The 13707-nt window shown below is 32.8% G+C and carries 14 protein-coding genes, 1 tRNA gene and 1 pseudogene; 9 read left to right on the forward strand and 7 right to left on the reverse strand.

Features of this window, described 5'->3' with window-relative positions:
• Positions 1 to 25: 25 nt before the first annotated feature.
• Positions 26 to 96, reverse strand: a tRNA-Trp gene (locus ABDW27_RS07040).
• 289 nt (positions 97 to 385) lie between these two features.
• Positions 386 to 1813 carry a histidine--tRNA ligase gene (gene hisS / locus ABDW27_RS07045; RefSeq protein ID WP_343695236.1) on the reverse strand — a complete coding sequence of 476 codons (1428 nt, stop codon included), beginning with the start codon at positions 1811 to 1813 and terminating at the stop codon, positions 386 to 388.
• A 254-nt stretch (positions 1814 to 2067) separates the two neighbouring features.
• Here hisS and ABDW27_RS07050 point away from each other — a divergent pair, with 254 nt between their 5' ends.
• Positions 2068 to 3312 (forward strand): ABC transporter permease, encoded by a 1245-nt coding sequence (locus ABDW27_RS07050; RefSeq protein ID WP_343695237.1) that lies wholly within the window; start codon positions 2068 to 2070, stop codon positions 3310 to 3312.
• On the opposite strand, the gene ABDW27_RS07055 is transcribed toward ABDW27_RS07050, so the two are convergent.
• The 4 genes from ABDW27_RS07055 to ABDW27_RS07070 are packed head-to-tail and all read right to left on the reverse strand — an operon-like array spanning position 3287 to position 6022.
• Positions 3287 to 3799: a hypothetical protein gene (locus ABDW27_RS07055; protein ID WP_343695238.1), complete on the reverse strand. Its 513-nt coding sequence runs from the start codon at positions 3797 to 3799 to the stop codon at positions 3287 to 3289. The two genes, ABDW27_RS07050 and ABDW27_RS07055, sit on opposite strands and share 26 nt — an antisense overlap.
• 21 nt (positions 3800 to 3820) lie before the next feature.
• On the reverse strand, positions 3821 to 4687 hold the full coding sequence (gene prmC, locus ABDW27_RS07060) for a peptide chain release factor N(5)-glutamine methyltransferase (RefSeq protein ID WP_343695239.1): 867 nt from the start codon (positions 4685 to 4687) through the stop codon (positions 3821 to 3823).
• A gap of 35 nt (positions 4688 to 4722) precedes the next feature.
• Positions 4723 to 5532, reverse strand: coding sequence for a hypothetical protein (locus ABDW27_RS07065; protein ID WP_343695240.1), 810 nt, complete (start codon positions 5530 to 5532; stop codon positions 4723 to 4725).
• A gap of 4 nt (positions 5533 to 5536) precedes the next feature.
• Positions 5537 to 6022, reverse strand: coding sequence for a GNAT family N-acetyltransferase (locus tag ABDW27_RS07070; protein ID WP_343695241.1), 486 nt, complete (start codon positions 6020 to 6022; stop codon positions 5537 to 5539).
• Positions 6023 to 6148: 126 nt separating this feature from the next.
• On the opposite strand from ABDW27_RS07070, the gene ribD reads away from it, so the two are divergent.
• The 3 genes from ribD to ABDW27_RS07085 all read left to right on the forward strand — a co-directional run bounded on the left by ribD (position 6149) and on the right by ABDW27_RS07085 (position 8639).
• Positions 6149 to 7198 carry a bifunctional diaminohydroxyphosphoribosylaminopyrimidine deaminase/5-amino-6-(5-phosphoribosylamino)uracil reductase RibD gene (gene ribD, locus ABDW27_RS07075; RefSeq protein WP_343695242.1) on the forward strand — a complete coding sequence of 350 codons (1050 nt, stop codon included), beginning with the start codon at positions 6149 to 6151 and terminating at the stop codon, positions 7196 to 7198.
• Positions 7191 to 7793 carry an HAD family phosphatase gene (locus ABDW27_RS07080; protein WP_343695243.1) on the forward strand — a complete coding sequence of 201 codons (603 nt, stop codon included), beginning with the start codon at positions 7191 to 7193 and terminating at the stop codon, positions 7791 to 7793. The genes ribD and ABDW27_RS07080 overlap by 8 nt, the downstream gene beginning before the upstream one ends.
• A gap of 213 nt (positions 7794 to 8006) precedes the next feature.
• A complete protein-coding gene (locus tag ABDW27_RS07085) occupies positions 8007 to 8639 on the forward strand; it encodes a YigZ family protein (protein ID WP_343695278.1) in 633 nt (210 codons plus the stop codon).
• A gap of 31 nt (positions 8640 to 8670) precedes the next feature.
• Here the strand turns inward: ABDW27_RS07085 and ABDW27_RS07090 are convergent, their stop codons facing one another.
• Positions 8671 to 9075, reverse strand: a complete 405-nt coding sequence (locus ABDW27_RS07090) for a thioesterase family protein (RefSeq protein WP_343695244.1) — start codon at positions 9073 to 9075, stop codon at positions 8671 to 8673.
• Positions 9076 to 9261: 186 nt separating this feature from the next.
• Here ABDW27_RS07090 and dnaA point away from each other — a divergent pair, with 186 nt between their 5' ends.
• The 5 genes and pseudogenes from dnaA (at position 9262) to ABDW27_RS07115 (ending at position 13674) form a co-directional block, all read left to right on the forward strand.
• A complete protein-coding gene (gene dnaA, locus ABDW27_RS07095; protein ID WP_011921525.1) occupies positions 9262 to 10689 on the forward strand; it encodes a chromosomal replication initiator protein DnaA in 1428 nt (475 codons plus the stop codon).
• A gap of 8 nt (positions 10690 to 10697) precedes the next feature.
• Positions 10698 to 11165, forward strand: coding sequence for a low molecular weight protein-tyrosine-phosphatase (locus ABDW27_RS07100; RefSeq protein WP_343695245.1), 468 nt, complete (start codon positions 10698 to 10700; stop codon positions 11163 to 11165).
• Positions 11166 to 11220: 55 nt separating this feature from the next.
• Complete coding sequence (locus ABDW27_RS07105) at positions 11221 to 11934, forward strand: SAM-dependent methyltransferase (RefSeq protein ID WP_343695246.1); 714 nt, start codon at positions 11221 to 11223, stop codon at positions 11932 to 11934.
• A gap of 165 nt (positions 11935 to 12099) precedes the next feature.
• A pseudogene (locus ABDW27_RS07110) lies at positions 12100 to 12498 on the forward strand (energy transducer TonB); the annotation flags it as partial.
• 48 nt (positions 12499 to 12546) lie between these two features.
• Entirely contained in the window at positions 12547 to 13674 is a 1128-nt protein-coding gene (locus ABDW27_RS07115) for a methionine aminotransferase (protein ID WP_343695247.1), read from the forward strand.
• Positions 13675 to 13707 lie beyond the last annotated feature (33 nt).

Here is a 13707-nt window from a genome sequence, read left to right on the forward strand (position 1 = left end):
AATCCTTTGCGGTAAAAAAATATTGCACGGGCGGAGGGATTCGAACCCCCATCAACGGTTTTGGAGACCGCTATTCTACCCTTGAACTACGCCCGTAATTTAAGGTTGGCAAATTAAAAGTTTTTTTTCTTCTCAAGCAACTATTTCAGGTAGAGATTTCAAAAGAAAATCCTTTAAATATAGGCTGTCTGAATCAAAAACCTTTATTTCAAATAGTTAACCTAAATTTTTATTTCACGCAGATTTAAAAAAGATTTAGGCAGATTTGCGCAGATTCATTTTATATAAAAATTAAATTAAATCTGCTAAAATCCGCCTAATCTGCGTGAAATAAAAAATCCTTTAAATCTGTGTAATCTGTGGCAAAAAACTTCGTTACAAATAGTTAACCTAACAAAGCTTTTTTCAATCCGTCAAAATCTACAGAAACCTGCTCTCCTGTCACTAAATTTTTAAGTGCATATGTATTTGAAGTAATTTCCTGATCTCCAACAATTACTGCAAACGGAATCAAACGTTTATCAGCATATTGAAACTGTTTCCCAACTTTTACGTTATCAGGATACAATTCTACTTTTATATTTTCCTGTCTTAATTTTTGGATTGCTTTTGAAGCATACAACGCTTCTTTGTCTCCAAAATTTAAAAACATAGCTTTTGAAGTTGCCGCAACAGTCTCAGGAAACAAGTTTAATTCTTCAAGAACCAAATAAATTCTATCCAGTCCGAAAGAGATTCCAACACCGCTCATGTTTTTTAAACCAAAAATACCAGTCAAATCGTCGTATCTACCACCGCCTCCAATCGAACCAATTGAAACCGTTTTTGGTGCTGCTACCTCAAAAATAGCTCCTGTATAGTAATTTAGACCGCGTGCCAAAGTAACATCTAAATCTAAAATTGCAGTTGACAAACCTAAATCAGCCACATTGTCACAAATAAATTTTAATTCTTCAACACCTTTCATTCCTTCTTCAGAAGATGACAACAATTCTGAAAGGTGATTGATTTTATCTGCAAAAGTGCCACTAAAACTGAAAAGCGGCTGTACTTTTACCAAAGCTTCTTCAGAAATACCTTTTTCAATCATTTCTTTCTTTACACCATCTTCACCTATTTTATCTAATTTGTCAAGGGCAACTGTAAAATCGATTAATTTATCTGAAGCACCAATTACTTCAGCAATTCCAGATAGAATTTTTCTGTTATTGATTTTAATTGTAACACCTTCTAGACCTAAAGCTGTAAAAACTGTATCATATAACTGTACCAATTCAACTTCCTGCCAAAGTGATTTTGAGCCTACCACATCGGCATCACATTGAAAAAATTCTCTGTAACGGCCTTTCTGCGGACGATCTGCTCTCCAAACTGGCTGGATTTGGTATCTTTTAAAAGGAAATTCTATTTCGTTTTGGTGCTGTACAACATATCTGGCAAAAGGAACAGTCAAATCATAACGCAATGCTTTTTCTGAAATTCTTCCTGTAAATTTATTCAGCTCAATTCTTTGATCAAGACTGATTGTTTCTGCAGAATTTGTTTGAAGTGCTTCCAAAGATTCTGGTAATTCAATTTTATTTTTATTGAAGAAAAAATTACCTGAATTCAATATTTTAAAAATCAAACGATCTCCTTCTTCCCCATATTTCCCCATTAAAGTATCTGAATTTTCAAACGAAGGAGTTTCTATTGGCTGAAAACCAAATTTCTCAAAATTAGTTCTTATCGTCTGAATAATATATTGACGTTTTGACACCTCGGCAGGTGAAAAATCTCTTGTCCCTTGTGGAATACTTGGTTTTGAAGCCATCTTTTCTGATTTTAGATTTTAGATTTTAGATTTTAGATTTCGTTTGAAACTTAAATTCATAAACCTTTAAAATTATTTTTTTTTAGATTTTTAGGTCGTTGGACTTTTAGACATGCAGCTTTACACTTTTAGACTAAATTACTTTCCAACTTTCAACTTAATTTAAGTCTGCAAATATCTTACTTTTTAAAATAAATAATAGCAGTTCGAAAACAAACTTGTAACAAAAACCGTATTTTCGTGACAAATTGGTCATGATGCTGAAATTATTTAAAGAAAATATTCGGATTGCTTTTGGTTCTATCAAAACTCAATTATTACGAACCATTCTTACTGTTTTAATTATTGCTATCGGGATTACAGCTTTGGTTGGAATTTTAACGGTTGTAACAGCTCTTGAAAATACAGTTTCTACCAATTTTGCTTCGATGGGTGCGAATACTTTCAATATCAATCAATATGAAAATACGGTTCGAAACCGAGGCGGAAATGAACGTGAAATTATAAATCCTATTATTTCTTATCCGGAAGCAGTTGCCTTCAAAAACAAATACAAATATCCGTTTACCGAAACTTCTCTTTCCTTTACTGCATCTTCGACTTCTGAGGTTAAATATTTAGATACTAAAACGGATCCGGAAATTGCTATTGTGGGTGTAGATGAACATTATATTTCCAATTCTGGTTTAGAAACTACATTAGGCCGATCTTTTAATCAATTTGACATTGACAATAATACGTACACCTGCGTTGTGGGTTCTGATTTTGAAAAAGGTTTACTGAAAGATGTCAACCCAATCGACAAAACGATTTCGATTCGCGGTGCGCGTTTTAAAGTTATTGGCGTTTTAAAAGAAAAAGGATCTACTTTTGGAAACAATCAGGATTTACGGGTATTGATTCCTATTCAGGTAGCGCGCTCTTTATTTACTGCTCCAAACATTAATTATACGATTAGTGTCATGGTTTCTAAAAAAGAACTTTTAGACGAAGCCGTTGATAATGCGACAAGTACAATGAGAAGAGTTCGTAAACTAAGTCCGGTACGTGATAATAATTTTGGAATTGGACGAAGCGACGATTTAATCAACCGAATTTTAGGAATTACAAAATATCTGGGCTGGGCATCCTGGATTATTTCTATCATTACCATTTTAGGTTCTTCAATTGCTCTAATGAATATTATGATCGTTTCTGTTACAGAACGTACTCGTGAAATTGGTGTACGCAAAGCACTTGGCGCAACAAAAGTGACTATATCTGTTCAGTTTTTTATTGAAACACTGCTGATTGGACAAATTGGCGGTCTGGTGGGAATTGTACTGGGAATTTTAATTGGTTTTGCTTTTGCCTCTGCAATGAGTTTCGCTTTTGTAATTCCGTGGATGGCGATTTTTGCTGCTTTTGCAACAAGTTTTATGGTGGCTATCGTTTCTGGTTTGTATCCCGCAATTAAGGCTTCTCAATTAGATCCTATTGAAGCTTTGCGTTATGAGTAAATTTCATAAGTTTTCTTTTTTCAACTCCTATTATGTCAAACTCAAAATAATTATCAAACTCAATTATTTCATAAGGTTGCTCATTTCGAATTGTATCTATTGTATTACCATCAAATGTTACAGTTTCTGCAAATACATCATCTACTATTAAAATACAGTTTTCATACAAGTAGAAAAATGGAAAATCTAGAGAATAATCAATTACATTTCTCTTTAGTCTTTTATTTTTCAAATCAATTATCCCCCATTGATATATAAATCTAAAAAAGATTAGATCTATATTTTTGAAGTAAAAAAAATTAAATTCAACTAATTGATCATTGTTTTCATTGAGAAAAAATTTCGCAGTGATGTTATGGTTTGGTTTTTCTTCAAACTCGAAATTAACATATGTAACTTTTAAATCCGAAGAACCTTCTGAAGGAATTAAAATATCAAATTCTTCAGAGATTTGATCTAAATTAAAATTCCGAATTCGTGTTTTCATCCTTTGTAAAAAAAATAACAGCTATACAGCTTTAGAAACTCTACCGGAAATCATTCTGTCATTATCGTAGATATCTTTTCGCAGGTCAATATTTATAAAATCCATTTTACCTAAAAGATCAATCATTTCTTTTCCTAAATACTGATTGATTTCAAAATATAACTTTCCGTTTTCTAAAAGATTATTCTGAGCCAGAGAAGCTATTTTTCTGTAAAAGACCAACGCATCATTGTCATCTACAAAAAGTGCTAAATGCGGTTCATAGTCCAGAACATTTTTTCGGATTTCTTCTTTTTCTAAATTTCGAACATACGGAGGATTCGAAACGATTATATCAAACTGACATTTCAATTCATCGGTTTCTAAAATATCCTGAAACATAAAAGTTACATCAACTTTATTTCTGTTTGCATTTCGTTTCGCAGTTTCTATGGCTTTTTTCGAAACATCAATAGCATAAACTTCTGCATTTGGCAGATTTTTGGCAAGCGAAATCGCAATACATCCGCTTCCGGTTCCGATATCTAAAATTTTTAATTTTTTACTTTTATCCGTCGCCGCATTTTCATTTATAATCCATTCTACCAGTTCTTCTGTTTCCGGTCTCGGAATTAAAACATTTTCATTTACTTCAAAGTCTAAACCGTAAAAACTGGTTTTTCCCAGTAAATACTGAATAGGAACTTCTCTTTTTAATTGTGCCAGTAATAAATCCCAGACAGCAAAATCTGATTCAGAAAAAAACAATTCATGATTTAAGGCTAAATCTATTTGACGCAGTTTGTGTTTGTCTTCTAAAATTAAATAGAAAAAACTTTCTGCTTCGTACGCATCGTACAAAGGAGCTAACTCTTTAATAAACTGAGTACGATATTGTTTAATTTTCATTTTTTATATCTGCGTTATTTAGATCTTAATTTTATTTAGCAGTCAAATTGTACTGCTATTTCTGAAACTTTTTTCACTGCCTCTCCGTTTTCTGCTTTTGACGAAAGAAACAAAAGCGCACGGTCTTCTTCATAATCTCTATTGGCGCCAAAAATAAAATCCAGTTTTCCGTCACCATCAATGTCACCTGCAAAAAGCATTTCTACAAATGTATCATTAAAAGAGTTTTCTGTTAAAAGCAGTTTTTCCGGATTATTCCCTACGGTTAAATACAGCTTATAATCTTCTACTTTTTTAAAAATCTCTATTTTATCATCGTCAGTATTTATTTTTTCTTCAGAAAGAACCTTCCCTTCTCCTCTCAAAGTATAATTGACATTATTAAACACAAAACTTAGTTTTTCTTTTGGCCAGATTTTGTCAATGTCAATTTTCAGCGATTTTATTTTTCCGGTTTTTAACTGCGGATAATCCATCAACAATACCACCTTCTTTTCCGGAATAATAGAAAGCACTGAATCTCCGGAACATTCACTATATCCTTTTTCGATTTTATAATTTGGTTTTCCTAAAAAATAGTCTTCATTTTCTTTATACAATTCAACCCATTTTTCATTTAATGCTTTTACCGGATTTTGATTATTAAAAGTCCTGTAATTTTGAGGTATCAGAATATTAAATTCATTTTTAAATTCTTCTTCTTCAATATTATTTTCTTTTTCTGCTACAGTTTTACTTACTGTATCCTTTGCAGTTCCTGAACTCTTAACAAGTTTCTTTTCTGCTGTGTCTTTGCAGGAAAACAAAATTGAAGCTAAAAAAAGGCTAAAAATAATTTTTCTCATTGGCTTATAATTTTTTCAACATCCAAACAGGGCAAGAACTGTGCCCGGTACAACCCATTGGCGCATCTAAATATTCAAAACCCGATTTTTTGTATAATTTTTGTGCCGCATGCATAAACGGCATTGTTTCTATATAACATTTTTCAAAACCAAAATTTCTGGCTTCGTTTAGACATTCTTCCATCATTTTACTGCCAATTCCTAATCCTCGAACTGCGGGTAAAAAATACATTTTTTGCAATTCGCAGATTTTTGGGTCTCCATTTTCTAAAGGAGCAATTCCGGCGCAGCCTAAAATTTCACCTTCTTTTTCAACCACAAAATATACTGACTGTGGTTTATTGTATTGTTCAAACATCAAATCAAGATACGGATCTTCATAAGCCGTTCCAACTTTAGGAATTTCCATTTCATCAAAAACAGATCGTATTAATTTTGCAATTGCCTGATTGTCTTCTTTTTTAATTCTTCTGATAATCCAATTTTCCATTTTATTTATTAGCATATCTATACAAAAGTAAAAATACTTTTTTGATACTTTCATAACATTTTGGATTGTTTCATAACAATCTTTGCAACATTAGACACAAAACTCAAAAATAGTTACTTTTGCACCGTGAATATACATGAGAAATATATCAAACGATGCATTGAACTTGCTCAAAATGGGTTTGGAACAACCTATCCAAACCCAATGGTAGGCAGTGTAATTGTTTATGAAGATAGGATTATTGGCGAAGGCTGGCACAAAAAAGCCGGTGAACCTCATGCCGAAGTGAATGCGGTTCGATCTGTAAAAGATAAATCGCTTTTGAAAAAGGCTACCATTTATGTGAGTTTAGAACCTTGCTCTCATTTTGGAAAAACACCTCCGTGCTGTGATTTGATTATTGCAAATGAAATCCCGAATGTTGTCGTTGGAACGGTTGACCCAAATGAAAAAGTGGCCGGAAAAGGCATTTTAAAACTAATTGAAGCCGGCGCAAACGTTACGGTTGGCGTTTTAGAAGATGAATGCAACGAACTGAATAAACGGTTTTTTACTTTTCACCAAAAAAAGCGTCCTTATATTATTTTAAAATGGGCAGAAAGTCTGGACGGCTTTTTGGCGCCTGAAAAAGAAAAAAATCAGGAACGAAAACCGGTTTGGATTACGAATAGTTATTCTCGTCAATTGGTTCACAAATGGAGAAGCGAGGAACAAGCCATTTTAGCAGGAACACAAACCGTAATTGACGATAATCCCAAATTAAACACCAGAGACTGGGCTGGCAATAATCCTGTTAGAATAATTTTGGATCAAAATAATCGAATTTCTAAAGACAGTTTTGTTTTTGATGAAAGTGTAAAAACAATCATTTTTACAAAATCTGAAAATAATATTTCAACTGAAAATACGATTTTTGAAAAGATAGATTTTGATACCAATATCATTCAGCAAATTTTGGATGTTTTATATCAGCATCAGGTTCAATCTGTAATTATTGAAGGCGGAAGACAAACCCTGCAATCTTTTATAGATGAAAATATGTGGGATGAAGCCCGAATTTTTACAGGAAAAACTTCTTTTGAAAAGGGAACAAAAGCACCTCAAATTCAAAAGAAAAAGAGCGTTAAAACTTATATTCAGGAGGATGAATTAATATACATAAGAAATTATGATTGATACGATAATTTTTGACTTTGGAGATATTTTTATCAATTTAGATAAACAGGGAACTATTTCCGGATTACAGAATTTAGGGTTAAAAGAATGGAATTCTGAATTGGATCGCTTAAACCTTCTGTTTGAAACAGGAGATATTTCGTATGATGATTTTTTGGGTGGTTTTCAAAAACAGCTTCCGAATGCTTCAATTGAAGAAATCCTAAAAGCCTGGAATGCCGTTTTAGCTGATTTCCCTTCTTACAGATTAGATTTTTTAAAAGAACTTTCAAAAAAATATCGTTTGTTTTTATTGAGCAACACCGATTCTATTCATATTGCCACTTTTGAAAAAACGGTTGGCGTTCCTTTTTATACTGATTTTTATAATTGTTTTGAAAAGGTTCATTTTTCTTTTGAAATAGGAAAAAGAAAACCAAATACCAATTCTTTTCAGCATTTAATTGACGAACATAATTTAATTCCTGAGCAGACTTTATTTGTTGATGATAAAAAAGAAAACACAGATTCTGCCGCAGCGATGGGCTTTAAAATCTGGAATTTACAGGTTGGCAAAGAAGATGTTGTAGATTTATTTGATAAAAAAATATTATAAAAATTATTTTTCCCACAGATTAAAATGATTTTTTCACGCAGATTCTGCAGATTTAAGCAGATTTAGTTTTATAATAATCTGCTTAAATCAGTTTAAATCTTTTTAAATCTGCGTGAAATATTAAAAACCCCACAGAGATTAACACCGAGCAAAAAAAAAAGAAATCCTTTTTAATCTCTTTAATCTGTGGCAAAAAAAAATAGAATTTTAAGTTTGGAACACAACGATACATATCAAACCATTGCCGGAGAATCTGAAGAAGTTCTTTTTAAAGAAAAAGGAAGCAAATTCTTTGGTTATGCTTTTCCTATAGAAAATGAGGATGAAGTTAAACCTATTATAGAAAACTTACGGAAACTGCATCCGCATGCTGTACATTTTTGTTATGCTTATCAACTGGGTACAGCTCCAAAAATTTCCTATCGAGCCAACGACGACGGCGAGCCAAGCAATACTGCCGGTGCGCCTATTTACGGACAAATACAATCTTTTGGAGTAACAAACGTTCTTATAGTTGTGGTTCGTATTTTTGGCGGAACAAAATTAGGTGTTGGCGGTTTAATAGCAGCGTATCGAACTACGGCACAAATGACATTAGAAGTTTGTGAAATTGTTGAAAAAACAATTGATGTCGAGTTTTTGATTTCTTTCGACTATAAAAACATGAACAAAGTAATGCGGGTTATTAAAGAAAGAAAACTGGAAATCACATCACAGGAAATGGAAATGGATGAAGATTCAGGTCTTCCGATTGGAAAGATTGTGACAAAAACGCGAAAAAAAAATGCCGAATCCATATTCGACATTTTTGATTTAATGTTTGAAGTTGATATTAAAATTATCTAAATTCGTATAAAAAGTGCTTTCGTTTTAACAATTATGCCAGCGTTTTAAACAATTCTAAAATATAATCCGGAGGGGCAGTTGGACGACCTGTTTTTAACGAAACAAATACTAAAATAAACACTGCAGTTGTTAATAACTCATTTGCCTCATTATAGATTTCGCAGTCAAATTCAATCTTAACAGACGACTGACTTTTGAAGGTAGTATGAATTGTTAAAAGTTCATCATACCGCGCAGATTTTTTATAATTAATTTGCATGGATACAATAGGAAGCCCAATTCCGCTTTCTTCCATACTTTTATACGAAACCCCTTTATTTCTAAGCCATTCCACTCGTCCAATTTCAAAATAAGGCACATAATTTCCGTGATAAACGACTCCCATTTGGTCAGTTTCGGAGTAACGAACACGCACTTGCGTTTGATGATTTTTCATTATTAATGTATTAAAAAAAATTAAATTATTCAAGCCCTCTTACAACATTTTTTTATAAAATTAGATACCAAAATATTTTTTTTTACAGAAATTTGTTCACATATTTGTTATCCTTAAAAATGGAATATTTTTGCTCCTTTTTTTATAGGAGAATCTTTATAAAACAATAAAAATTTATTTGAATCTATGACTAAAACTGCTCAATCGGTATGGGAAAACTGTTTGTCTTTTATAAAGGACAATATTCAAGATCAAGCATACAAAACTTGGTTTGAACCAATCAAATCAGTTGAGCTAACCGATAACGCATTATATATTCAAGTACCAAGTAAATTTTTTTACGAATGGCTCGAAGAGCACTACGTAAAATTATTAAAAGTTGCACTTACCAAAGAACTTGGAAAAAATGCAAAGTTACTCTATAAAATTAAAATGGAGAACACTTACGGAAATAAACAGCCATTTACCGAGCAGCTGCCAAGTTCCAACAGAGTTCCGATGAAACCGCAAGAGGTTGATGCTCCGTTTAAAAACCTAAATCCTGAACTTAAAAATCCATTTGTAATTCCGGGAATCAGAAATTTAAAAATCGAGTCTCAATTAAATCCAAATTACAGTTTCGACAATTTCTTAGAAGGAGATTCAAACCGTTTAGCCCGTTCTGCAGGTATGGCAGTTGCTAATAAACCGGGTGGAACTTCATTTAATCCTTTGTTGATTTTTGGAGGAGTTGGTTTAGGAAAAACACACTTAGCGCATGCAATTGGTGTTGAAGTAAAAGACAAATATCCTGAAAAAACGGTATTATACATTTCTGCCGAGATTTTCACACAACAATATATTGATTCGGTTAAAAAGAATAATCGTAACGATTTTATTCATTTTTACCAATTGATCGACGTTTTGATTATTGATGATGTTCAGTTTTTATCTGGAAAATCAGGAACTCAGGACGTGTTTTTCCACATTTTCAACTATTTACACCAAAACGGAAAACAGGTAATTTTAACTTCTGATAAGGCTCCTGTTGACATGCAGGATATCGAACAGCGTTTGTTATCTCGTTTCAAATGGGGATTATCTGCAGAATTGCACCAGCCTGATTATGAAACCCGTATCTCGATCTTAAAAAATATTTTATATCGTGATGGTGTTGATATGCCGGAAGATATTTTAGAATATGTGGCACGTAACATCAAATCTAACGTTAGAGAGCTTGAAGGCGCGATCATTTCGTTAATCGCTCAGTCTTCTTTCAACAAAAAAGAAGTTACAATCGAACTTGCTAAAAGTGTAGTTGAGAAATTCGTTAAAAATGTTAAGAGAGAAATCTCTATCGATTATATCCAAAAAATCGTGTCTGATTATTTTCAGCTTGATATTGAAACACTTCAGTCTAAAACCAGAAAAAGACACGTTGTTCAGGCAAGACAATTGGCCATGTTCTTTGCAAAGAAATTTACAAAAGCTTCTTTGGCAAACATTGGTTCACAAATTGGAGACCGCGATCACGCTACCGTTTTACATGCTTGTAAAACCGTTGATAATTTAGTTTCTACAGACAAACAATTCAAAAAATTTGTCGAAGACATCAACAAAAAACTAACGCTATAACGCGAATCATGCCAGTAAAAGTTTTAATGGTTTGTTTGGGAAATATTTGCAGATCCCCTTTAGCAGAAGGCATTTTAGCATCAAAATTACCCGCAGACAAATTTATTATAGATTCTGCAGGAACAGGATCATGGCATATTGGACATTGTCCTGACAAACGCTCTATAGAGGTTGCCCGCAAAAACGGAATCAATATCAGCGCACAAAAAGGCAGACAAATTCAACCTTCTGATTTTGATGAATTTGATTATATCTATGTAATGGACAATTCGAATTTTCGCGATGTAGTTCATTTAGCCAAAACTCCTGAGCATAAAAATAAAATCCGTTTGATTCTTAACGAATTATTCCCGGATGAAAATGTCGATGTTCCGGATCCGTATTACGGGACTGCCAACGGTTTTGACAACGTATACCAAATGCTTGACGAAGTAACGGACATAATTGCTGACCAGCTTCTGAAAAAACACTCCTAATTCAATTGTTTCTAAAAAGAAATGATTGAATTTTTTAATTTTTAAACCTACGAACATGAAACTTCTCGGAAAATTATATCTTATTCCAACCACAATGGGCGAAAGCGATCCGATGGATGTTTTACCACAAACCGTAAGAAGAACCATTGAAATTATCGACCACTATATTGTTGAAAATGATAAAACGGCCCGAAAATCAATAAAAGCAGTTTATCCAGAGAAAAAACAATCGGAATTAGTGCTTTTTACTCTTAATAAACGAACAGAACCAAGCGAACATTTAGATTTCATAAAACCTTTATTAGAAGGAAAAAATATGGGATTAATGAGTGAAGCGGGCTGTCCCGGAATTGCTGATCCTGGCGCTGTTATTGTAAAATTGGCGCATGAAAAAGGAATTCAGGTTGTGCCGTTGGTTGGGCCTTCTTCAATTCTATTGGCAATGATGGCTTCCGGAATGAATGGCCAAAGTTTTACCTTTAATGGTTATTTGCCAATTGATAAAGATGAAAAAAAATCAGCAATACGTCATTTTGAACGATTATCTCAGGACAAAAACCAATCACAGTTATTTATTGAAACCCCATATAGAAACAATAAATTGATTGAAGATCTTTTGCAGATTTTAAATCCGTCGACACATTTGTGTATTGCTACAGATATTACGCTGCCGACAGAATTTATTAAAACAATGAAAGTTTCGGATTGGAAAAAATTAAAAATCGACATTGATAAACGTCCTACGATTTTTATTATTCATAAAATGTAAACTTACCTTAAAACCATCATAATGAAAAAGTTCCTTTTACTACTTTTAATCTGTTTTGCACAAAATTCATTTTCACAAAACACTAAAAAGAATTCTAAAACAAAAGTTTCAGAAACAAAAAATTCTGAAATACCAATTGTAAAAGTCAATACTAGTAATTATTCTGATGCAGATTTAACAGTAGATGAACCTAATATTCCTATATCAACAGTCGTAGATGAAGGTGGTGACAATGCTGTTTACAATACTGCAGGCATAGAGGTTAAACCAGACTTCCCAGGAGGTATGGAGAAATTTTACAAATTTGTTGATAACAATTTTAAGTACCCTCAAGATGCTGAAATTGCAAATGTTGACTTAAATGGAAAGAAAGTTTACGCAACATTTATAGTTGAAAAAGATGGTGCATTAACCGACATAAAAATTCTTAGAGATGCTGGTTATGGAACTGGAAATGAAGCTATTCGAGTTCTAAAAAAATGTCCAAAATGGACTCCTGGCGAGCAAAATGGTAAAAAGATAAGGGTTTTATATTCACTACCCATAACCATTAAATCGAATTAGATTCTTTTACATTTCACTCACAAGTTTTCCCTTAAATCAAACTTAGTCATGAGTAAACTTCCAAACGTAACCACAAGCATTTTTACGGTAATGTCTAAAATGGTAGCGGAATACAATGCGATAAATCTTTCTCAGGGATTTCCGAATTTTCCTGTTGATGAAAGATTAACGGATATTGTGGCAAGATTAGCAAAGGAAAATGTACACCAATATACACCGATGGCAGGTTATCCGCCGTTGATGAATAAAATTGTAAAGCTGACTCAGGATTCATACAACAGAACGATTAATCCTGATTTAGAACTTTTGGTTACCGCAGGCGCCACACAGGGAATTTTTACAACTATTCTAGCTTTAGTAAGAGAAAATGACGAAGTAATTATTCTTGATCCGAGTTATGATTCTTACGAATCTCCTGTTTTACTTTGTAAAGCAAAACCAGTTCGAGTGGCTTTAAATGATGATTATACGTCAAATTGGGAAACCATCGAAAAGGCTTGTTCTGCAAAAAGCAGAATGATGATTATCAATAATCCCCATAATCCAACTGGAAAAATTTTAAACGAAGCTGATTTTCTTCAATTAGAAAAAATACTTTCAAAATATCCTGATATTATAGTTTTATCTGATGAAGTGTATGAATATATTACTTTTGAAGAAAAACATATTTCGGCACATACCAAAAGCTTTCTTTTAGACCGCTGTGTTATGGTTTCTTCTTTCGGGAAATCATTTCATATTACGGGCTGGAAAATTGGCTACACTATTGCTCCTGAACATTTAATGAAAGAAATCAAAAAAGTGCACCAGTTTTTGGTTTTCAGCGTAAACAGCATTTCACAATTTGCTATCAACGAATATTTAGATGTTGTTGATGTAAATCTTTTGGGGAAATTCTATCAGGAAAAAAGAGATTATTTTCAAAAACTACTAAAAAACAGTCGTTTCGAATTAAAGCCCTGCGAAGGAACTTATTTTCAGGTAGCTTCTTATGCCAATATTTCAGATGAAGACGATGTAACTTTTTGCAAAAACCTCATTATTAATCATGGTGTTGCAGCCATCCCTATTTCTACTTTTTATTCAGATCATAAAGATCAAAAACTGATACGTTTTTGCTTTGCTAAAGATGATTTCACTTTAGAGTCTGCTGCAAAAAAATTGTGCGAAATATAAATTTTACCAAAAATTTATAACAATATTATGCAC

Origin of the sequence: Flavobacterium sp., from assembly GCF_039595935.1 — a bacterium.
In the GTDB taxonomy this organism is placed as follows: Bacteria; Bacteroidota; Bacteroidia; order Flavobacteriales; family Flavobacteriaceae; genus Flavobacterium.

What these genes read in the sequence shown, in the direction of transcription:
- hisS (WP_343695236.1), bottom strand. Translation starts at nt 1,813, where the DNA reads ATGGCTTCAAAACCAAGTATTCCACAAGGGACAAGAGATTTTTCACCT.
- ABDW27_RS07050 (WP_343695237.1), top strand. Translation starts at nt 2,068, where the DNA reads ATGATGCTGAAATTATTTAAAGAAAATATTCGGATTGCTTTTGGTTCT.
- ABDW27_RS07055 (WP_343695238.1), bottom strand. Translation starts at nt 3,799, where the DNA reads ATGAAAACACGAATTCGGAATTTTAATTTAGATCAAATCTCTGAAGAA.
- prmC (WP_343695239.1), bottom strand. Translation starts at nt 4,687, where the DNA reads ATGAAAATTAAACAATATCGTACTCAGTTTATTAAAGAGTTAGCTCCT.
- ABDW27_RS07065 (WP_343695240.1), bottom strand. Translation starts at nt 5,532, where the DNA reads ATGAGAAAAATTATTTTTAGCCTTTTTTTAGCTTCAATTTTGTTTTCC.
- ABDW27_RS07070 (WP_343695241.1), bottom strand. Translation starts at nt 6,022, where the DNA reads ATGGAAAATTGGATTATCAGAAGAATTAAAAAAGAAGACAATCAGGCA.
- ABDW27_RS07080 (WP_343695243.1), top strand. Translation starts at nt 7,191, where the DNA reads ATGATTGATACGATAATTTTTGACTTTGGAGATATTTTTATCAATTTA.
- ABDW27_RS07090 (WP_343695244.1), bottom strand. Translation starts at nt 9,075, where the DNA reads ATGAAAAATCATCAAACGCAAGTGCGTGTTCGTTACTCCGAAACTGAC.
- dnaA (WP_011921525.1), top strand. Translation starts at nt 9,262, where the DNA reads ATGACTAAAACTGCTCAATCGGTATGGGAAAACTGTTTGTCTTTTATA.
- ABDW27_RS07100 (WP_343695245.1), top strand. Translation starts at nt 10,698, where the DNA reads ATGCCAGTAAAAGTTTTAATGGTTTGTTTGGGAAATATTTGCAGATCC.
- ABDW27_RS07105 (WP_343695246.1), top strand. Translation starts at nt 11,221, where the DNA reads ATGAAACTTCTCGGAAAATTATATCTTATTCCAACCACAATGGGCGAA.
- ABDW27_RS07115 (WP_343695247.1), top strand. Translation starts at nt 12,547, where the DNA reads ATGAGTAAACTTCCAAACGTAACCACAAGCATTTTTACGGTAATGTCT.